We start from the raw sequence: 20,656 nt of genomic DNA, 5'->3' as shown, positions 1-20,656 counted from the left end.
TGCGTCGGTTTCGTGTGCCAAAGCATGCCGCGCCTTGTATCCGTCTGTATGCTGGCAGACTTGTAACAGTTTGACGCAGCGCGAATTTTTCGACTTGTTCGCGGGCGCAGAATTTCTATATTAACCCGTAGCTAACACACAATCACTATAACTTATCGCGGAATACACCGCAGTCACGGAGAGCACATCATGGCGCGCTACAACGTCAATTTCGAACTGTCTGTTGAAGATATGGAGCTGATCGAAGACGCCCTTCGCCGTGCGAAGCGCGAGTATGCCGAGAGCCTGATCAAGACGCCGTCGAACGACGATGCGCCGATCGGCGAGGCCTCGGCCAAGGAGCCTGCACGCCGGATCCACGATCTTCTGGGTCGCCTGCACAACCAAAAAGTTTTTTACCGTCCCAAGCGGTCGACCTATATCGGCGGGTAAGAGGATTGCCCCCAACCCCGGCGGGTAACACCAGTTATCCGACGGAGGTTGCGTGCAGACTGTCTTTGAACGCCTGACAGGCCAGGAAAGCGACAGGACCGAAGCCCGGAACGGCTTGATCCATGTTGTGTCGCTGAGCATGACAAAGGTCGCTGACGGCCTGATCGATCCAAAGCTCGTACTGAGCTGGTTGCTGGGTGTCCTTGGGGCGCCCGGCATTTTCATTGCGCTTCTGGTGCCGATCCGCGAGGCCGGCGCGCTGTTGCCGCAAATCTTTCTGGCGGGGCGGCTCAACCAGATGAAACAGCGCCGCTGGATGTGGGCGTTGGGCAGTGCGGGGCAGGGGATAGCCGCCGCGGGCATCGTGATCGCCGCGCTGACGCTGGAAGGCTGGGCCGCCGGGCAGGTCTTTTGCGTGGCGCTTGCGGTGCTGGCGCTTTGTCGAGCGGCGTGCTCGGTCTCTTACAAGGATATTCTGGGCAAGACGGTGGGACAGGCCAAGCGTGGCGCAGTGACCGGCATGGCCGGCTCGGTGTCGTCCGCCGCGGTGCTGGTCTTTGCGCTGTTGCTTTTGTCGGGTTTCTTGCAAACCAAGGCGGGGGTGATCGCGGCCATCGGGCTAGCGTCGGTGTTGTGGATCCTTGCCTTCTTCACCTTTTCGCGGCTGCGCGAGGAGGACAGCGAGCCGGGTGGGCCGGATAGTGCCGAAGGCTACTGGAAGATGCTGAAGAAGGACGCTAACCTGCGGCGGTTCATCCTTGTCCGTGGGCTTCTGACCTCGACCGCTCTGGCGCCGCCGTTCCTGGCGGTGATGACGACTGGCGAAGGCGGCGGCAGTGTGCAGACGCTGGGCGGGCTGTTGCTGGCCTCGGCGGCGGCGGGCTTTGCCAGCTCTTACGCGTGGGGGTGGCTGGCGGACCGGTCGAGCCGGATGATGCTTCTGGCCGCAGGCGGGCTCGCGGCGCTGGCGATGGGCGCGGCGATAAGCGTGCAGGCGGCGGGACTGGCCCAGGTGCCGTTCCTCATTCCGGGCATTCTGTTCGTTCTGATGGTGGCCTATCACGGCGTGCGGCAGGCGCGGTCGACCTATCTTGTGGATATCTCGCCCGAGGACCGGCGCACGGCCAACGCGGCGGTGGCGAACCTGGCGATCGGCATCATCCTGCTGGCGGCGGGCGCGTTCGGCGGGGCGCTGAGCTGGGTCGGACCCAACGGCGCGCTGGCCGGTTTCGCGGCAATGTCCGCGCTTGGCGGGCTCGCGGCGCTTGGTCTCAGGGAGGTCGGGCAGGCAGAGACGTGAGCCGTTGTGACGGTATGCAATCGTTGTGCTGCGTGTGCGAACGTATGCGAATGTTTATTGTAACAGACTGACATAAAAAGATAGTTTTCATCCGGTCGAGGGGTGTTAGGCTTGTGCATGTGCAGCATAACGTTGCGAGCAGGACCCGAGATCGGAGAGCCGGAATGGCCAAGATAGACAGACGTTTCGACACGAAGCCCGCGCGCGCCCCATCTACGGGCCATGGCGCGGCGCAGGCGACGGCGGATGACGCCGCCGACGCGGATCCCGAGCAAGACACGCCCCCGCGCAATCGCCAGTGGACGCTGGACCGGATCGAGAGAATCATCGGCTCCATCGCCTGATTTCGACCGCGAGCGGTTGCCAAGGGGGCGCCTTATCGGCCAGTTTCTGCCCGGGACGTTCGACCGGGTAACGCGAGGGGCCGATATGGACACGCCGGAATTTCTGACATCGCCGCAGGGTCGGCAGCTTGCCTTTCACAGAAGCGATGGCACGGGTCCCGGCATCGTGTTTCTGGGCGGGTTCAAATCCGATATGGACGGCACCAAGGCCGTACATCTTGAGGCTTGGGCGCGGGCGAAGGGCCGCGCCTTTCTGCGCTTTGACTATTCCGGGCATGGGCAAAGCTCGGAGGCGTTCACCGACGGCTCGATCGGCGCATGGGCCGAAGATGCCAAAGCCGTCATCGGCGCGGTCACGGAGGGGCCGCAGGTTCTTGTCGGATCGTCGATGGGCGGCTGGATCTCGCTTCTTTGTGCGCGGGACATGGCCGAGAAGGTGGCGGGGCTTGTCACCATCGCCGCCGCACCGGATTTCACCGAGGACAGCATGTGGGCAGGGTTCACCCAAGCGCAGCGCGACGCGCTGGAGCGGGACGGGCAGGTTGCGTTGCCCAGTGATTATGGCGAGCCCTATGTCATCACCAAGAAGCTGATAGAGGACGGTCGGCGGCATCTGGTGCTGCGCGCGCCGCTGGATCTGCCGTTCCCGGTGCGGTTCCTGCAGGGAACCGCGGATGCGGATGTGGAGGTGTCGGTGGCGCTGCGGCTTCTGGATCATGCGACAGGGCCGAATCTGCGTCTTACACTGGTGAAGGGGGCCGACCACCGGTTTTCCGATCCCGAGTGCCTTGGCGTGATCGAGGCGGCGCTGCAGGAGGTGCTGCAGCGGGTCGGGTGACCGCGGCCGACGCCCCGGCGGATGATCGCGCTGCGGGTCTCTGCGCGACGGGACGCTTGGAAAAACGCCTCGCCTGTGGCAGGATTCAAAAAAACAAAAACGCGTATTGCGAGCAGTAAGGAAAAATCATGGTCGAGCCGCTGGTCCTTTTGCCGGGAATGCTTTGCGATTCCCGGGTGTTCGCGCCGCAAATTCAGGCGCTTAGCCCGGAAATGACCCTTGTCGTGGCGCCGGTCACAGAGGGCGACCGGATCGAGGAAATCGCGTCGAACATCCTTGATACGCTGCCGCGCAAATTCGCGCTGGCGGGTCTGTCGATGGGCGGGATCGTGGCGATGGAGATCATGCGGCGCGCACCCGAGAGGGTGACGCGGATCGCGCTGATGGATACAAATTCACTGGCCGAGACGCCGCAATCCGCGGCGGATTACGAGCCGCTGATCACCAAGTTGCGCGCGGGTCTTCTGGATCAGGCGGTTGCGGCGATCATGCGCCCGGAATATCTGGCGCCCGGTCCGGACCGGACGGCGGTTCTGTACCAGGTGGGCAAGATGGCCGAGAACATCGGCTGTGCGGCGATCACCCGGCAGGCGCGCGCGCTGCAGCGGCGGCGGGATTACCAGGCGACGCTGCGCAAATGCCACGTGCCGGCGCTGGTGTTGTGCGGGGTGCATGACGGGCTGACGCCGGTCAAGCGGCACGAATTCATGGCCGGGTTGATCCCCCATGCGGAACTGGCGCTGATCCAGGATGCGGGCCACCTGCCGACGCTGGAAGCGCCCGAGGCCGTCACCGCGGCGCTGCGCGTTTGGATGAAACAGCCGCTGGTCCTGCAAAGACGGGTGGTGGCCGAGTAGGTCTGGGAGATCCTTTGCCAAAGGTGTGGATCATCCGTGCCCATCCATCTATGCGGCACGGCATGTATGGTCCACGCAAGTGAAAAGGAATACGCCATGACGCATGGCATGACCTGGGTTCGGTTCACGGAAGGGACGCGCCCGTGAAACCGTCTTTGGCTGATCCGCGCCTCGTCCGGTTTGCCGGTGTGCTGTACCTGGTCATCATTCTGTGCGGAATCACCGCCGAGATGTTTTTGCGCGGTCCGTTGCTGCAGGGTACGCCAGATCAAATCGCCCAAGCCTTTGCCGCGAATACCGGTCAACTTCGTTTGAGCCTTGTGGCCGACACGGTGATGATGATCGCGGATGTCGCGCTTGCGCTCGTCTTTTTCGAAATCTTGCGCCACCTCTCCAGCGCCTTGGCGCTGGCCGCCATGGTGTTCCGGTTGGGGCAGGCCGTGCTTATCGGTGCCAGTCTGATGGCCTTGGGCAGTGTCCCGTCATTGCTTGCCGATGCGCCACGCATCGCGGTGCATATGACTGATTTGCACGCGCTTGGATATGACATCGGTCTGATCCTGTTCGCCGTGAACTGCGCGATCATGTCGATCCTGCTGTGGCGTACGCGTTTGCCCAAGGTGATCGCAGGTGGTCTTGCGGCGTCCGGTCTTGTCTATGCGACGGGGAGCCTGACGCGGCTTGTCGCGCCTGACCGGGCGGCGGTGATCGAGCCCGCTTATCTGATCCCGCTGGTGGTCGAGAGCGCCCTTTGTCTGTGGCTGCTTTTTCGCGCAAAGATTTGAGCGTCAGCGCGGATCACGCGCGAAATTGGCGCATGGCCGATATTGATCACGGCGTCTGCGCGCCCGGCGGTGGCGCGGCGGCGGTTATTCCGCCGCCATGTCCTTGGATTTCTTGGAGCGCCGCGGCGCGGTGCGGCTGCGCTTGGCCGGGGCTTCGGAATTGGCGTCAATGAAATCGAGCACCAGAGGCCGGATGTTATTGCGCCAGGAGCGGCCCGCGAAGATACCGTAGTGCCCGGCGTCCGGTTCCAGATAGCTGGCCTTCTTGCTGTCGGGCAGGCCGGTCAGCAGGTCGAGCGCCGCGACGCACTGACCCGGCGCCGAGATATCGTCCTTGCCGCCCTCGACGGTCTTGACCGCGACATTGGTGATCGCACCGATATCGACCTTGTGGCCCGCAACGACGAATTCGTTGCTGGCGATCTCGCCGTTCTTGAAGATCCGGTCGACGGTCGACAGGTAGAATTCCGCCGGCATGTCCATGACGGCGAGGTATTCGTCGTAGAACTTGTTATGCGGGTCACGGTCGCTGGCCTGACCTTGGGCGACGCGGGTGATCTGATTGTAGAACGCCTCGCCGTGGCGGTCGGCGTTCATCGACATGAAGGACGCGAGCTGCAGCAGGCCGGGATAGACCTTGCGCCCGACGCCGGGGTATTTGAAGCCGACGCGCTGGATCATCATCTCTTCGAGCTGGCCCATGGTGACGCTGTGGCCGAAATCGGTCACGTCGGTCGGGGCCGCATTGGGGTCGATCGGCCCACCGATCAGCGTGAGCGAGCGCGGCTGTGCGTCGGGGTCGAGCTCTGCCAAATAGGCGGTGGCCGCGAGGGTCAGCGGCGCCGGCTGACAGACGGCGATTACGTGCAGGTCGGATCCCAGCTCTTTCATGAAGTCCATCAGGTAGAGCGTGTAATCCTCGATATCGAACTTGCCTGCCGAGACGGGAATGTCACGGGCGTTGTGCCAGTCGGTGACAAAGACCTCGCAGTCGGGCAGGAGCGATTTGACGGTCGAGCGCAGAAGCGTGGCGTAGTGGCCCGACATCGGCGCCACGAGCAGCACGCGGCGGTCCATTTCGTCGCGCCCCTGCACGTCGAAGTGGATGAGGTCGCCGAACGGGCGTTCGACCCGCGTCTCGATATTGATGAGGTGATCGCGGCCATCCGCGCCGGTGATTGATTCGATGCCCCAGTCGGGTTTGACCACCATGCGCTGGAACGTGCGTTCGGTCACCTCGCCCCAGGCGGCCATCCAGTTTAGTGTGGGGTTCGGAACCATGCTGAATATCGGATAAGACGCCATGGACAGCGCGGTTGCGCCGAGCCACTGATTGGTATTGCGCATGGTTTCCATGAGATCATAGGTGATCATGTAGCGCATTGGAGATACTCCTTTGATCCTGCGGCCCCGGTCCCTTTGGCCGCAGTCACAGACGGGCGTGACGGCGGTGTACGCGCCACGAGTTAAGGTTTATATATCAGCTTGGCGTGGAGGACGCCATGCTGCGAAGCAGAAAAATTAAGAGGAGATGCGAGCCATGGCAACGCAAGACAAGGCCGAGGTCAAGAATCTGGACAAGCTGACCAGCAATCTGGAGCGGGTCGAGTCCTTGTCGCAGCGGCTGGTGCAGGCGCTGTCGCAGCGCAATCCGCCAGCGCCGGAACTTAACGCGCCCAGCAATGACTTTTTTATGAAGGCGGCGTCATCCTACTGGCAGTCGATGCTGGAAAATCCGGGCAGGATGTATGAGCAGCAGCTTGAATATTGGGGCAAATCGGTGCGCCACTTCATCGAGGCTCAGCAGCATCTTGCGACAGGCAAGGTCGAGGACCACGGCGACGAGCCCGACCCGCTGGCAGGGGACAAGCGGTTTTCCAACCCGCTGTGGGAGAGCAACCCGTTCTTTCATTACATCAAGCACCAGTACGCGCTGAACAAGCAGGCCATCGAGCAGGCGGTCGCCGAGGCCGAGGATCTTGACGACAAGGACAAGCAGCGTCTGCGCTATTTCTCGCGCCAGATCGTCGACATGCTGAGCCCGACGAATTTCCTGGGCACCAACCCGGATGCGCTGGAAAAGGCGGTCGAAACGGATGGCGAGAGCCTTGTGAAGGGTCTTGAGAACCTCGTTGCGGACCTTGAGGCCAATAATGGCGAGATGGTTGTGCGGTTGTGCGACGAGAAGGCGTTCGAGCTGGGCGAAAACGTGGCGGTGACACCGGGCGAGGTGGTCTATCGCAACCACATGATGGAGCTGATCCAGTACACGCCCACAACGGAACAGGTGTACAAGACGCCGATCGTGATCTTTCCGCCTTGGATCAACAAATTCTACATTCTCGACCTCAAGCAGGAGAACAGCCTGATCAAGTGGATCGTCGATCAGGGCTATACCCTGTTTGTCGTCAGCTGGATCAATCCCGATGCGTCCTACAGGGATGCCGGTATGGATACCTATGTCGAGGACGGGTTTCTGACGGCCATCCGCGAGGTCAAGGCGATCACCGGCGAGAAACAGGTCAACGCGGTGGGCTATTGTATCGCGGGCACGACGCTGCACCTGACGCTGGCCCTGATGGCCAAGCGCGGCGACAAGAGCGTGAAATCCGCCACGTTCTTCACCGCGCTGACCGATTTCGGCGTGCAGGGGGAGTTTACGCCGTTCCTGCAGGACGATTTCGTCGACGGGATCGAGCGTGAAGTGGAAGAGCAAGGCGTGATGCGGTCGTTCATCCTGGGGCGCACGATGTCGTTCCTGCGGTCAAACGACCTGATCTTCAAACCCGCGATCCGCAGCTACATGATGGGGGAAAGCCCGCCCGCCTTCGACTTGCTCTACTGGAACGGGGACGGGTCCAACCTGCCGGGGCGGATGACGAAGGAGTATCTGCGCGGGCTGTGCCAGAATAACCTGTTCACGACAGAGGGCTTCGAGCTTTGCGGGGAAAAGATTCACGTCAGCGACGTAAGCCTGCCGATCATGGCGATCACCTGCGAGACCGATCACATTGCTCCGTGGAAGGATTGCTATCGCGGCTTCCTGCAGACCAGCAGCAAGGACCGGACCTTTGTGGTGTCGGAATCGGGTCACATCGCGGGCATCGTCAATCCGCCCTCGAAAAAGAAATACGGCTATTACACCAACAGCGATCTGCCGGACACGCCCGAGGCGTGGCTGAAGGGCGCTGTGGATCACGAAGGATCGTGGTGGCCGCGCTGGGAAGAGTGGCTGCGCAAGCGGTCCGGGGCCAAGATCAAGGCCCGTGAACCGGGGGATTCGGAGCATCCGCCCCTGGCTCCGGCACCCGGAACGTACGTTAAGAAGAAGGCAAGTGTCTGATTGGAAAGGGAAAGTCGGTCTTTCCGGAGATTTTTGCTGCAGTGCAGAAAAACCCCTTGAAATGCTGCGTTGCGGCATGTATGTAGTTTGCAGATGCAGAACGCAGGACGGTCCTGCTGAACCGCAAACGAAATTCAAGGAGGCCACACCAATGGCAAAAGCACAAGACATCAACACCATCATGAAAGACTTCATGGGTGCATTCCCCGTCGACACCAAAGCGATGGAAGATGTGTTCAAGAATCAAGCTGCTCTGAGCGAGAAGCTCTCGGGTGTTGCTCTGGACGCCGCCGACAAGTCGGCTGAGCTGTCCAGCAAGTGGACCAAAGAGACCCTTGCCAAGATGAGCGAAATGACCAAAGCCAAGTCGGAGCCTGCCGATTACGCCAAGGCGATGACCGATTTCGCATCGGCCAATGCCGAGAGCGCCGCAGAGCACATGGCTGCTTTCGCCGAGATCGCCAAGAAAGTTCAGATGGACACCGTCGAACTGATGATGGCAGCCGGCAAAGACATGCAGGAAGACACTGCAAAAGCCGTTAAGAAGGCGACCGACGACATGACCGCCGCGGCCAAGAAAGCTTCGACCACGGCGAAGTAAGGTTACGAATTCGGGCTCTGTTTCCTCCCAATTTAGAGCCCGCTTCTCAAGGGCGAGTCCTCGTGGCTCGCCCTTTCTTTTTGTTCTGCAGTGGCATAAGGTTTTCTGCAGCGCTGCAATCCGGGAGGACGAAACGTGGCTGATTCCGAAAAAACCCTGTTGATCAAGCGGTATGCCAGCCGCCGTCTCTACAATACCGAAACCTCGGATTACGTGACGTTGGAAGATATCGCGGAGTTCATCCGTGATGGCCGCGAGGTGCAGATCATCGATCTGAAATCCGGCGACGACCTGACCCGGCAATACCTGTTGCAGATCATCGCCGAGCATGAAAGCCGCGGCGAGAACGTGTTGCCGGTGAACGTGCTGAACGACCTGGTGCGCAGCTATACGACCCACGCCACGTCAATGGTGCCCGATTTTCTCGCCGCGAGTTTCGAGATGCTGCAGAAGGGGCAGAGCCAGATGATGGAAAACATGGCCAAGGCCAATCCGCTGGCGCAGATGCCCGGGATGGAGGCCATGCGCGCCCAGCAGGAGGCGTTTCTGAAGGCAATGACCGGCGGCAAGATGCCCGGCATGGGAACAAGCGGGCCCGCGCCGGATGACGATGCGGCCAAGGACGACGAGGACCTGCAGGCGATCCGGTCGCAATTGGCCGAACTGCAGAGCAAACTGTCCAAGATGGGCAAGTAACACCCCATGGTCGATAGTCCCGGTCGCATCACGCTATGGGGCATCGAGGTGTTCATGGCCGCCGCTGACGAGCGGTCGATTTCCGCCGCGGCGAAACGGCTGGGGGCCAGCCCGTCGGCGGTCAGCCAGCAATTGACCAATCTGGAATCTGCCGTGGGTGCCACGCTTTTGCAGCGCAACGCGCGGCCTGTGCGGCTGACGCCGGCGGGCGAGATTCTGCAACGGCGGGCGCAGGTCATCCTCAACGAGGCGGCGCTGGCGCGCGCGGAACTGGCGATGTCGGATCTGGCGATGCTGACGCGGTTCCGGTTGGGCATGATCGAGGATCTCGAGGCGGACGTGACGCCGCAGCTTCTGACCCATATGGCCGGAGAGCTGAAGGCAAGTCAGTTCCTTCTGGAAACGGGGGCGAGCCATACGCTTTACGAGCTGCTGGAAAGTCGTGTTCTGGATGTGATCGTGGCCTCGGAGCTTAATGTCAGCGATGACTGGGCCGAGGTGCACCCGCTGCTGCGCGAGGGGTTCGTGGCGGCGGCGCCCAAGGGGGCAGTGCGGCAGGACGCGGATATCCTGCGTCAGATCAAGCAGTTGCCCCTCGTGCAATACACCGAGCGGCATTACATGGGGCGGCTGATCTCGGCGCATCTGGCGCGGCAGACGCTGAGCTGGCCGCACCGGTTCGAGCTGGACAGCTATCACGCGATCCTGGCGCTGGTCGGGCAGGGCACGGGCTGGACCATCCTGCCGCCGCTGGCGCTGATGCGCGCGCGACGGTTTGCCGATCAGATCGACGTGATGCCGCTGCCGTTCGAGCCGCTGAGCCGGACGATCAGCCTGACGGCGCGGCGCGGGATCCTGCAGGACATGCCAGGCCGGATCGCGGCGACGCTGCGGCCCATTCTGCAGGATACGATCGTTACCCCGGCGATCGGGATTTACCCGTTCCTGGCGCAGGACCTGCAGGTTCTGGAGTGCACGGATCGCGCCGCGACCCCGGCCTGAGGGAGCCGGTGGACCGGCGTCGCGTCAGGTGCCGTAGGCGCGGGTGTTCTCCATTACCTCTTGTGCGGCCATGACAAGGATTTCGGCCACGAAATCAAGCTCTTCGCGGTTAAGCCGCGCGGGCAGACGCACGTCGCAGGCGCGCATCAGCATGGCCCGGGTGCGGGGCAGGTCGGGGACTTCTCCGGTGATGAACTGCCAGTTCCAGAAGGCGCGGGCATTGTCGGTCGAGAGGCCGAAGACCTGAACCTTCACGCCGCGTGCCGCGGCGACGTCAGAGAACGCCCGCGTTTCGTCGTCGGTCATGCCCACGAGGTTGAACTGGATACTGTCCGGCGCGCGTTCCTCTTTTTCAAGTTTATCAGGGACTTGCAGGAAAGGAGAGGTGTTGAGCCGGTCCGCGACATAGTCGTGATTGGCGCGCCCGTCGGCCACGCGGCGGGCGATCTCGGGGATCTGCGGGCGGATGATGACGGCCGACAGATTACCAATGCGCAGATTATAAAGCGGCAGCTTGTTCTGCCAGCGGGCAAAGGCGGCGTCGAGCGCGGGATCGGACCCGGCGATGTGCTTGGACCAGTTGTGTTCATAGGCGCCCGACATGATGACCGCGCGGGCCACCAGATCGGCGTCGTTGGTCACCATGATCCCGCCCTCGCCGGCATTCACCAGCTTGTAGGACTGGAAGCTGAAGCAGCCGACGCGCCCGATCGTGCCGATCTTGCGCCTGTCCCAGAGCGTGCCGAGCGAATGCGCCGCGTCTTCGACCACGGGGATGCCGCGCGCGTCGCAGAGCGCCATGATCGCGTCCATGTCGGAGGTGTGGCCGCGCATGTGGCTGACGATCACGGCGTCGATATCGAGGCCGAGCTTGATCGCGAAATCGTCGATGTCGACGCGGTAATTCTCGCCCACTTCACAGAGCACCGGCTGACATTCGGCGTGCACCACGGCGGAGGGTACGGCGGCAAAGGTGAACGCGGGGATAAGAACGCGCGCGCCGGGCTTGAGGCCGAGCGCCTTGAGCGACAGGAAAAGTGCGGCGGAACACGAGGAGACCGCCAGCGCGTAGCGGGTGCCGAAATACGTGGCGAAGTCCTGCTCCAACAAGGTGACCGGTGCGTTTTCCGGCGCGGTGTAGCGGAAAAGATCGCCTGATTTCATAAGCTTGTCGATCTCGACGCGGGCGGCCTCGGGGATCGGTTCGGCGTCGTAGACGTTGGGAGCAAGGGTCATGTTTCGGAAATCCTAAAGCCTGTTTTTTGATTTGCTTAAATTGGTAGCTCAAGCCCCCGGGAATCCAAAGCGAAATCTTCGGGTCGGGTTAACGGTGCGGTTGCTGTGGTAAAAAAGCCCGGCATGCGAAATCCGGTCCTGTGACATCCGTACACAGGCCGTACACACCCCGTACACCGCCGGAATGAAGCCTTGTCAGGAGGCGAAAGGGTTAATTCAGACGCCCAGACGGTCGCGCATGGCGTACCAGCTCATCGCGAGCACGAGGAGCGGCGAGCGGAAGGCCGCGCCGCCGGGGAAGGGCGTGGTCGGGATTTTCGCCATGGTCTCGAACCCTGCGGCCTCGCCCGCCACGGCCTCGGCCAGGAGTTTGCCCGACAGCGTCGCCATGCCCACGCCATGCCCGGAATATCCCGAGGCCGACAGGATATTGGGCGCGACACGAGCCAGGTAGGGCAGGCGTTTCATGGTGATGGCAAGCGTGCCGCCCCAGGCGTAATCGATGGGAATATCGGCCAGATGGGGAAAGATCTTAACCATCGGCTTGCGCACCAGCGCGGCGATGTCGGCGGGAAAGCGGTAGCCATAGGTCTCTCCGCCGCCGAAAAGCAGGCGGGTGTCGTGGGAAAGGCGGAAGTAGTTCACCACGAACTTGGTATCGGCCACGGCGACGTCGCGGGTGAGCACCTTTGCGGCGTCCTCGCCCAGGGGGGCGGTCGCGGCGACGAAATTGTTGATCGGCATGACCCGCGCAGCGACCTTGCGGTTGAGACCGCCGAGATATCCGTTGCCTGCGAGGATGACGTGATCGGCGGTGACGCGCCCCGCGTCGGTCTTGACCGTGGCGGGGCGGCCTTCGGCGATGTGATGCACTTCGGCGCGCTCAAAGATCCGGACACCGGCGGCGGCGCAGGCGGTCGCCAGACCGAAGGCATAGGCGAGCGGATGCAGGTGGCCTGCGTCCATATCGAGCGTGCCGCCATGATAGGCGGGCGAGGGGCAGAGCGCGTGGCCTGCGTCGCGGTCCAGCGTCTCGATCTCGTAATCGTAGTGCTTTGCCAGGTGGTCGGCATAGCGGTGCTCTTCGTCCATTTCGGATTTCGAGAACCCCAGATGCGCAATGCCAGGCTTGAGGTGGCAGTCGATGCCGTGCTCGGCCACCAGCGATTTGACGAGCGCCTTGCTGTCCTGCCCGAGATCCCACAGGCGGCGGGCGTGATCCTTGCCCACCATCTTTTCCAGCGCGATCTGGTCCTGCCGCTGACCGGTGCCAAGCTGTCCGCCGTTGCGCCCGGACGCGCCGAAGCCCACGCGCTGCGCCTCCAAGAGCACAACGTCGAGCCCTTTTTGCGCCAGGTGCAGCGCCGCCGAGAGCCCGGTGAAGCCCGCGCCGATCACGCAGACATCCGCTCGCGTTTCACCTTTCAGCGGCGGGAACGGATCGGGGGGCGTCGCGGTGGCGGCGTACCAGCTTGGCGGATACTGGCCGGGGCGGTCATTGCTGTGCAGCAGATTCATGGGCGCGGTCAGACGTTGAGCAGCAGGTGCTCGCGTTCCCAGGGTGAGATCACCTGCAGGAACTCGGCATATTCGGTGCGCTTGATGATCGAATAGACACGGGCGAATTCGGGATCGAGCACACGGTGCAAATCCTCGGCCTCCTCGAAAAGATCGAGGGCGGCGCCCATGACCTCGGGGATGTCAGGCTCTCCTTTATAGGCGTCGCCGCGAAACTGCGGTTCGGGGCGGATTTCGTTCTCGAGCCCGAGAAGCCCGCAGGCGAGGCTGACGGCGATGCCGAGATAGGGATTGCAATCCATGCCGCCCATCCGGTTTTCCACCCGCCGCGCGGCCGCGTCCGAGAGCGGCACGCGGATGCCCGTGGTGCGATTGTCGCGACCCCAGGCGAGGTTGATGGGAGCGGCGCTATCGGGCACGTAGCGGCGGTAGGAATTGACATAGGGCGCCATCACCGCGATCGCGGCGGGCAGGTGTTTCTGCAAGCCGCCGATGAAGTGATAGAACATGTCGGTCTCGCCGCCCTGGGGCCCGGAAAACGCGTTCCGGCCGGTTTCCAGGTCAATGAGCGAATGGTGGATATGCATGGCACTTCCCGGTTCGCCGGGGATGGGCTTGGCCATGAAGGTGGCGAAGCAGTCGTGACGCAGCGCGGCCTCGCGGATGAGGCGCTTGAAGTAGAAGACCTCGTCAGCAAGCTTGACCGGGTGGCCATGGCGGAGGTTGATTTCGAGCTGGCCCGCGCCGCCTTCCTGCGTGATGCCGTCGATCTCGAAGCCCTGCGCCTCGGCGAAGTCGTAGATGTCGTCGATGACCGGGCCGAATTCATCGACTGCGGTCATGGAATAGGCCTGTCGCGCCGCCGCCGGTCGGCCCGAGCGGCCCACCATGGGCTGAATTTCCTTAGCCGGATCGAGATTGCGGGCGATGAGGTAGAACTCCATCTCGGGCGCGACCACGGGTTTCAATCCGCGTTTTTCGTACATCGCCACGACGCGCTTGAGCACATTGCGCGGTGCGTAGGGAATGGGCTCGCCGTCGCGGTCGAAGGCGTCGTGGATCACCTGCAGCGTCCAGTCGCCGGTCCAGGGGGCGGCGGTGGCGGTGCTCATGTCGGGGCGCAGGATCATGTCGCGCTCGATGAAACCTTCCTCGCCCGCGGCCTCGCCCCAGTCGCCGGTGATGGTCTGGAAGAAGATCGAGTCGGGCAGGTGGAAATGCTGCTGGCGCTGAAACTTGGAGGCCGGCACCGCCTTGCCGCGCGCGATGCCGGGCAGATCGGCAATGATGCATTCCACCTCGTCGAGCCGGCGGCCTTCGAGGTATTCCTGCGCGGCTTGCGGCAGTGTCTCGGTCCAGTCCTTGGCCATGTCAGGCGCCTTTCTTGAGATGTGCCGCGATCCTTTGGGCGAAGCGCGCGCTGTCGGTGGGGGTGTCGAGATTTGCGGTGGCGTTGTTGAGCAGGTCGTCCGGCACGAGCCCCTTGCCGCGCTCGTCGATGACGGTGCCGAGCACGTGGGGCGTGAATTCAGGATGCGGCTGAATCGTCAGGATGTTGTCGCCGATCACCATGGCGGCGTTTTCGCAGAACGCCGAGCGGCCGATGATTTCCGCGCCTTCCGGCGGGGTGACGACCTGATCCTGGTGCCAGGCGTTGAGTGCCATGGGCGCGCCGTCGATCTGGTATTCGGTGCGGCCCACCGACCAGCCGCCCTGGAACTTTTCGACGCGGCCGCCGAGCGCCTGCGCGATGATCTGATGGCCAAAGCAGACGCCCACGAGGGGACGGCCCGAGGTGTGGATTTCGCGGATGAGCTGCTCCAGCGGCGGGATCCAGTCGTGATCTTCGTAGGCGCCGTGCTTGGAGCCGGTGATGAGCCAGCCGTCGCAGGCCTCGGGGCCGGTGGGGAACTGCCCGTCGACCACGTCGAAGCGGGCATAGTCGAAGCCGTGACCGTCAAGCATCTGCGCGAAAATCGCGTCGTAATCGCCGATGCTGTCGATCAGGGAGGGCAGGGCGTGGCCGGTCAGGAGGATACCGATCTTCATGGGTCACCGATAATTTGATCAAATTCCAGGCTAGCGCAGCGGCAGATCCGCGTCCAGCCGGAGGCTTGGCGCAGACTAAACCGTTTCGAGGTAGATTTTCCAGTGCTCGGGCGCAGGCCTTTGGCGCATCTCTTTCCATTCCTGCCGTTTGGTCAGCACCAGATTGGCGATCAGGTCGGGCGTGAAGATCCGCGCCATGGTTTTCGAGGTCTCGAAGGCGTCGATGGCGCTTTCCCAGTTGGGGGCCAGTTGCGGCAGATCGAGATCGTAGGCGTTGCCTTCGATGGGATCGGGCGGGGGTGTTGCGTCTTCAATCCCGGTCATGGCGGCACCCAGCACCACGGCGAAGGTGAGGTAAGGGTTGGTGTCGCCGCCCAGCACGCGATGTTCGATCCGGCGGGCGGCGGGCGCGCCGCCGGGCACGCGCAGGGCCGCCGTGCGGTTCTCATAGGCCCAGCAGATCGCGGTGGGGGCATGGGCGCCGGGCACCAGCCGGTCGTAGGAATTGGCGTGCGGCGCGAAAATGAGCGTGCTGTCGTGCATCGCGGCCAGACAGCCCGCAAGCGCATGGTGCAGCACCTCTGTGCCGTCCTCGCCGCCATTGTCGAAGACGTTCTTGCCGGTCTTGTCCAGAACCGAGAAATGCATGTGCATGCCGTTGCCCGCATCCTCGGGGAATGGCTTGGCCATGAAGGTGGCGGCAAAGCCGTGATTGCGGGCGAGCCGGCGGATCAGGCGCTTGAAAAGCCAGGTGTCGTCGGCGGCGCGCAGGGCGTTCTGGTGGCTGAGGGTGAATTCGAACTGTCCCAGCCCGACCTCGCAGGTGGCGGTCTGGGCGGGGATGCCCATTTCGGCGCAGCAGCGATAGAGATCGGACAGGAAATCGTCGAAACTGTCCATCTGCGCCATCGAAAGCACGTCGGGCAGTTCGACCGGGCGACCGGTCAGGGGGTCGCGCACCGGCGCGAGCGTGTCGCCGCTGTCATCCACGAGGGTGAATTCCAGCTCGGTCGCGGCGATGACCGTCCAGCCGCGGGCCGCAAACCGGTCGAGCACGGCGCAGAGCGCGTGGCGCGGGTCGCCCTCGAACGGGGTGAGGTCGTCATGATGCATGGCCATCGGCACCAGTGGCTGCGCGATCTCGAGCCAGGGCTGGGGCACCGGGCCCCGGTCGGTGGGCAGCAGGACGCCGTCGGCATCGCCGGTCTCGAAGACAAGCGGGCTGTCTTCGATATCGGCGCCGAAGATGTCGAGATTGCAGGCCGAGAGCGGCATGCGCACCGCGCCCTTGGCGAGCTTCGGGGCATAATCGCCCGGCACGCGCTTGCCGCGCATGCGCCCGTTGAGGTCGCAGGCGGCCACGCGGAAGGTCTGGTAATCCTGAAGGTTCATGGGGGCACCCGGCTTAATGCGCGCACCCTAGCGCCGGAGGGGGGCGGCGGACAAGGGAATTTGATCAAAAAGCGGGGCGTTCGGCTTTGGGACGTTCGTCGCGCGCGACGGCTCGGAAAAAGCTTTTGTAAACAGTCGCAACGGAGGTCATGTCGGGATGCAGGGAAATATGTAAATTGCGGGGCCTTCCTTTTTCTCAAAACGAATGGGCGCGAAGGGGATCGCCCGCCCACCAATCCGGATTGCGCCCGGATCAAATGTCAGGCTCAATTTCTCGCCCATGCCAGATGGAGAAGTGAACACAAGAACCGCCGTCGAATGCGTCCCATTCTTGACCGTTTTTTCCTCGAAAGAAACGGGCCGTGCCGTCAGGGTTCTGCCGTCGTCCAGAAGCCTGATACGCGACGCGGTAACCGATACCCTTTTCGACGAGGCTGGTCGATCGACGAAGAGCCAAAGACGTGCGCGGGCGGTTTCACCAGCTTTGTCCTCTACCGACAAAGAGACGGATACCGTGGCGTCGCCCACCTTACGGTCACCGGTTGTTCTGGCCTCGTTGAATGCGCAACCGCTGCCGTGTCTCGGTGTGGTATCGGATGGGTTCGGCACATAGGCCTTCTGCGCAATCGGTATCGGGACGCATCCGGCGAGCGCGAGCGTCGCTGCGACTGCAGCGCAAATCAGCAATCTCATGAGTATGACCTTTTGTTTTGAAAAAGCGGTTGAACCGGGAAGACCGGTCTACCGGAATACCTATATCTCACGGACACTTTTGCACGAGATGGCGTTGGCCCGGCAGTGGGTGATACATGACCTTGAAGTTTGGCGGATCAATCAGGATGGATTGCCGCACGGAATGCCGGGGTCGGCTGCTGGCCGCTTGCGCCATGTCAGGCCGGTTCACCCCCCAGAACCTCCCAGAAATCGGCGCGCAGGTTGTGATGCGGGAAAGGCTCGTCCGGTGCGGGCAGACCCAGAAAGTCGCATAGCGGGTCCCACCCTTGGGCCACGTCGAACACGAGCAGGCGTTCGGGCGGCAGGGCGGCGCGCACATCGGCCTCTCGCTGGCGGTACGCGGCGAGAGCGGTGGCCTTGTCGGTGATCTTTCCCGCGAAGGTGGTCTGCACGACCATCCGGTCGAAAGCGTCCATCATGTCGCGGATATGCGGCGGCAGGGGCAGGTCGCGGTAGAGGGTCAGCAGCTTGGCGATGGTGCGCTCGAAACTGGCCCACCATTTGTCTTCGGGGCGCACGGAATGAATGATCCGGGCCTCTGGGCAGGACTCGGCCAGCTCGCGCCAGACATGCGCGCCGGGCCAGTCGACCTGGGCCGCGTAACCGGCGAAGACCGCCTCCCAGTCGACCGGGCGGCCTTCTGCGATGGCCTGCCAATGGGCGACCTGGGCCGGGTTCTCGACCACCTCGTGCATGTGGTGGCAGGGTGTGAATCCCAGCCGCTCGATCGCGGCCTTGAGCGATTTGGTGCCGGTGCGCCCGAAGCCCGAGCCGATGATCTGCAATGTCATGATGTGGCCCTCCCGCGGTCAGTCTGCGCGAGACGGGCGGCGCTGTCGAGGATTACAGCCTGAGCGCGATCAGCCCGCGACCGAGGCCTTGTAGATGCCGTCGATGGAGGCGGCGATGGTCTTGTTGAACTCGTCGTCGGACTGCTGTGCAGAGAGGCCTTCGGTCAGCGCGCGCGAGAAGCTGGCAATGATGCCGGTGTTCTTGGAGAGCCGGTTGTTCGCCTCGTCGCGCGAATAGCCGCCCGAGAGCGCCACGACCCGCAGCACGCGGGGATGCTCGACCAGCGGTGCGTAGTGGTTGGCGACCTCGGGAAGGGTGAGCTTGAGCATCACCTCGCGCCCCTCGGGCAGCGTGTCGAGATGGGTGGCGATGGCGTGCAAAAGCAGCCCCTCTGCCTCGGCCTTGTCGGAGATCGAAATTGTGACTTCCGGTTCGATGATCGGCACGAGGCCCGCGTCGAGGATCTCTCCGGCGATCTCGAACTGCTGGTCGACGACCGAAGCGATACCGGCGGGCGAGGCCGCGTCGATCACCGAGCGCATCTTGGTGCCATAGATCCCGGCGGCATTCGCGCGCTTCAGGAGGTCGGCGAGATCCGGCATGGGCTTCATCACCTTCACGCCATCGGCCGCGTCCGCGAGCCCTTTGTCGACCTTGAGGAACGGCACGACGCCGCGCTCTTCCCAAAGGAAGGCGGCCGAGGGCTTGCCCGCGATCTCACGCTCCATGGTCTGCTCGAAGAGGATGGCGCCCAGCACCTTGTCGCCGGTAAAGGCGGGTGCTGTGGCGATGCGGGCGCGCATCTCGTGGATGAGGTCGAACATCTCGTCATCGTTGGCATAGGCGTCTTCGTCGATGCCGTAGAGCCGCAGCGCCTTGGGCGTGGAGCCGCCCGATTGGTCGAGTGCTGCGATAAAGCCCTGGCCATCGCGGATCTTTTTTGTCTGTTCGGCCTTCGACATGGCGCGTCCCCCGGATGTTTCTTGTCTGGTTGTGGTTGTCTTAGGCGAGCGCGGAAAGACATGCAATTCCGATGACGCTAACAGCCGCGCCGGTGTATGGCTTTTGGCGCGCGTGTCTGCGAATTAATCGCGCCGGCCCATGAGGCGGTCGATGGGCGCGTAATCATCGGTCAGGATCTGCCCGCGCTGCCGGGCGAGACCTGTCACCATGCCGCTGCTCAGCGCACCGAAGCGGGTCTGGTCCGGGGCAGGCACGGTGAAGGAATCGACCGGGGTCGGGCTCTGGCCGCCCACCACCACGAAGACCATGCGCTGTCCCGGGTCTGGCTGGATCTGCTGGGTCCAGACCTCGACCACCGGGAAGACCGTCTGCATGGTCGCCACGATCGAGGCGATGGCGGCGAGATTGTCCTCGTGGTCGATGACGTTCATCAGAAAGCTGCCCTCTGGTGTCAGGCGGCTTGCGGCGAGGCGGAAGAATTCCTGCGTCACGAGATGCACCGGCACCACGACATCGGTGAAGGCGTCGCCGAGGATGATATCGTAGCGCGCATCGGGGCGAGACAGAAGCGCGCGGCGCCCGTCCTCGTGCAGAACAGCGGCGGTGGCGGGATCGAACCAGAAGTGAGAGGCGGCCAGCGCGGTTACCTCCGGGTCGATCTCGGCCACGGTGATGGGGCCGGTACCCTGCGCGGCGAAGGATCGCGGCACGGCGTAATTGCCGCCACCGATGTGAAAGCTGGTGAAATCGGGCCGCGGGGCGCGCAGGGTCGACAGGCGTTCGAGCATGGCGGTGTGTTCGGTGAACTGCACCTGCGGAAGGTCGCGCCCGCTGATCCCGTGGGCGAGGTGGTCGATCACCATGAGGCGCACGGGGTCGGCGGGATCTGCCGAGAGGTCCTCGACCCGCAGGCAGAAATAGCGGCTTTCGCGGTCGCAGGGCGCGGGGGCGGCGAGCGCCAGTCCGGCAAGACCCGCGCCGCCGAGCGCCATGACAAGCAACACGCCCGCGCGGCGCAGTCCGCCCAGCCAGAAGAAGAGCACGCCCGAGGCCACGTAGACGCAGGTGACCACGGCCAGAGTGGTCGCGGAGCCGAGCCAGGAGATGAAGAGAAACCCCGCCAGAAGCGTACCGGCGATGGCCCCGATGGCGCCCGAGGCGAACATCGCCCCAAGGGCGGGCCCGGTGCGCGTCTGCGAGATCACCGCGATCCGGGTGAGAACCGGCGCCGGGACGCCGGCGAAAAAGGACGGCAGGAAGAAGACCAGCAAGGTCAGTCCGGTGATGCCCCAGACCGGGTGGCCCGTGGCCGAAAGAACGGCCCCCGCGGCCAGCGGCAGAAGCAGCACCGCAAGCGCGGTTGTCACCGCGCCGGCCAGAAGCGCGCCGCCGGTCCAGCGCAGCGAGGCCTCCGCCGGTTTTTCGGCCAATCGGCCGCCCCACCAGTGCCCGGCGGAAAAGCCCGCCAGCACCACGGCGATCACCGCCGTCCAGGTGTAGAGCGACATACCCACATGCGGCGCGAGCATCCGGCCCGCCACGATCTCGACGACAAGCGAGGCCGCGCTGATCACGCCCTGGGCCAGCACCAGAAGCCAGATCGGAATGCTTTGCGTCATGGCCTGCCGCCCGTTCCGTTCAACCGGGCAGAGAGGACCCGATCCCGCGCGCCGATACAAGCCGAATGTGACGCCCGGCCCATCGCGCCAGCGTCGTTACTTCCTGTTGGGAAAAACGCGCCCGCCGGAGGCTACCGGAGGTCGCACCCACGCA

General features: G+C 63.5%; 20 protein-coding genes. 10 read left to right on the top strand and 10 right to left on the bottom strand.

The genetic code is table 11. From position 1 onward, the window contains the following. Positions 1–189: 189 nt before the first annotated feature. The 6 genes from EZV60_RS06965 to EZV60_RS06940 all read left to right on the top strand — a co-directional run bounded on the left by EZV60_RS06965 (position 190) and on the right by EZV60_RS06940 (position 4,556). The gene (locus EZV60_RS06965; RefSeq protein WP_135503680.1) at positions 190–432 is read left to right on the top strand and encodes a hypothetical protein; all 243 of its coding nucleotides are present in this window, start codon (positions 190–192) and stop codon (positions 430–432) included. A 52-nt stretch (positions 433–484) separates the two neighbouring features. Beyond that, positions 485–1,732 (top strand): MFS transporter, encoded by a 1,248-nt coding sequence (locus EZV60_RS06960; RefSeq protein WP_245306241.1) that lies wholly within the window; start codon positions 485–487, stop codon positions 1,730–1,732. A gap of 164 nt (positions 1,733–1,896) precedes the next feature. After that, complete coding sequence (locus tag EZV60_RS06955) at positions 1,897–2,076, top strand: hypothetical protein (RefSeq protein WP_135503677.1); 180 nt, start codon at positions 1,897–1,899, stop codon at positions 2,074–2,076. A gap of 85 nt (positions 2,077–2,161) precedes the next feature. Next, complete coding sequence (locus EZV60_RS06950) at positions 2,162–2,914, top strand: alpha/beta fold hydrolase (RefSeq protein ID WP_135503675.1); 753 nt, start codon at positions 2,162–2,164, stop codon at positions 2,912–2,914. Positions 2,915–3,042: 128 nt separating this feature from the next. Further along, a complete protein-coding gene (locus EZV60_RS06945) occupies positions 3,043–3,771 on the top strand; it encodes an alpha/beta fold hydrolase (RefSeq protein ID WP_135503673.1) in 729 nt (242 codons plus the stop codon). A gap of 143 nt (positions 3,772–3,914) precedes the next feature. After that, positions 3,915–4,556, top strand: coding sequence for a DUF4386 domain-containing protein (locus EZV60_RS06940; RefSeq protein ID WP_135503671.1), 642 nt, complete (start codon positions 3,915–3,917; stop codon positions 4,554–4,556). An 84-nt stretch (positions 4,557–4,640) separates the two neighbouring features. Here the strand turns inward: EZV60_RS06940 and phaZ are convergent, their stop codons facing one another. Next, positions 4,641–5,939: a polyhydroxyalkanoate depolymerase gene (gene phaZ, locus EZV60_RS06935; RefSeq protein WP_135503669.1), complete on the bottom strand. Its 1,299-nt coding sequence runs from the start codon at positions 5,937–5,939 to the stop codon at positions 4,641–4,643. A 157-nt stretch (positions 5,940–6,096) separates the two neighbouring features. On the opposite strand from phaZ, the gene EZV60_RS06930 reads away from it, so the two are divergent. From EZV60_RS06930 to EZV60_RS06915, 4 genes are all read left to right on the top strand, one after another. Next, positions 6,097–7,899 (top strand): PHA/PHB synthase family protein, encoded by a 1,803-nt coding sequence (locus EZV60_RS06930; protein ID WP_135503667.1) that lies wholly within the window; start codon positions 6,097–6,099, stop codon positions 7,897–7,899. A gap of 151 nt (positions 7,900–8,050) precedes the next feature. Then, a complete protein-coding gene (locus EZV60_RS06925) occupies positions 8,051–8,500 on the top strand; it encodes a phasin family protein (protein ID WP_135503665.1) in 450 nt (149 codons plus the stop codon). 135 nt (positions 8,501–8,635) lie between these two features. Continuing rightward, on the top strand, positions 8,636–9,196 hold the full coding sequence (gene phaR, locus EZV60_RS06920; protein ID WP_135503663.1) for a polyhydroxyalkanoate synthesis repressor PhaR: 561 nt from the start codon (positions 8,636–8,638) through the stop codon (positions 9,194–9,196). A gap of 6 nt (positions 9,197–9,202) precedes the next feature. Next, complete coding sequence (locus tag EZV60_RS06915; RefSeq protein WP_135503661.1) at positions 9,203–10,198, top strand: LysR family transcriptional regulator; 996 nt, start codon at positions 9,203–9,205, stop codon at positions 10,196–10,198. Between the two features lie 24 nt (positions 10,199–10,222). Here EZV60_RS06915 and EZV60_RS06910 read toward each other — a convergent pair whose 3' ends face one another. From EZV60_RS06910 to EZV60_RS06870, 9 genes are all read right to left on the bottom strand, one after another. Next, complete coding sequence (locus EZV60_RS06910; RefSeq protein WP_135503659.1) at positions 10,223–11,434, bottom strand: DegT/DnrJ/EryC1/StrS family aminotransferase; 1,212 nt, start codon at positions 11,432–11,434, stop codon at positions 10,223–10,225. A 216-nt stretch (positions 11,435–11,650) separates the two neighbouring features. Further along, on the bottom strand, positions 11,651–12,952 hold the full coding sequence (locus tag EZV60_RS06905; RefSeq protein ID WP_135503657.1) for an NAD(P)/FAD-dependent oxidoreductase: 1,302 nt from the start codon (positions 12,950–12,952) through the stop codon (positions 11,651–11,653). An 8-nt stretch (positions 12,953–12,960) separates the two neighbouring features. Then, positions 12,961–14,322, bottom strand: a complete 1,362-nt coding sequence (locus EZV60_RS06900) for a glutamine synthetase family protein (RefSeq protein ID WP_135503655.1) — start codon at positions 14,320–14,322, stop codon at positions 12,961–12,963. Between the two features lies 1 nt (position 14,323). Beyond that, positions 14,324–15,001 carry a type 1 glutamine amidotransferase gene (locus EZV60_RS06895; RefSeq protein ID WP_135503653.1) on the bottom strand — a complete coding sequence of 226 codons (678 nt, stop codon included), beginning with the start codon at positions 14,999–15,001 and terminating at the stop codon, positions 14,324–14,326. 75 nt (positions 15,002–15,076) lie between these two features. After that, positions 15,077–16,393, bottom strand: a complete 1,317-nt coding sequence (locus EZV60_RS06890) for a glutamine synthetase family protein (protein ID WP_135503651.1) — start codon at positions 16,391–16,393, stop codon at positions 15,077–15,079. A 147-nt stretch (positions 16,394–16,540) separates the two neighbouring features. Then, positions 16,541–17,086, bottom strand: a complete 546-nt coding sequence (locus EZV60_RS06885) for a hypothetical protein (RefSeq protein ID WP_135503649.1) — start codon at positions 17,084–17,086, stop codon at positions 16,541–16,543. A gap of 197 nt (positions 17,087–17,283) precedes the next feature. Further along, on the bottom strand, positions 17,284–17,919 hold the full coding sequence (locus EZV60_RS06880; protein WP_135503647.1) for a sulfotransferase family protein: 636 nt from the start codon (positions 17,917–17,919) through the stop codon (positions 17,284–17,286). 69 nt (positions 17,920–17,988) lie between these two features. After that, on the bottom strand, positions 17,989–18,882 hold the full coding sequence (locus EZV60_RS06875; protein ID WP_135503645.1) for a fructose bisphosphate aldolase: 894 nt from the start codon (positions 18,880–18,882) through the stop codon (positions 17,989–17,991). Between the two features lie 123 nt (positions 18,883–19,005). Next, the gene (locus tag EZV60_RS06870; RefSeq protein WP_135503643.1) at positions 19,006–20,502 is read right to left on the bottom strand and encodes a fused MFS/spermidine synthase; all 1,497 of its coding nucleotides are present in this window, start codon (positions 20,500–20,502) and stop codon (positions 19,006–19,008) included. Between the last annotated feature and the right edge of the window lie 154 nt (positions 20,503–20,656).

The sequence above is a fragment of the Roseovarius aestuariivivens genome (assembly GCF_004761875.1).
Classification (GTDB): Bacteria; Pseudomonadota; Alphaproteobacteria; order Rhodobacterales; family Rhodobacteraceae; genus Roseovarius; species Roseovarius aestuariivivens.
This window is presented reverse-complemented; position numbering and strand designations above follow the sequence as displayed.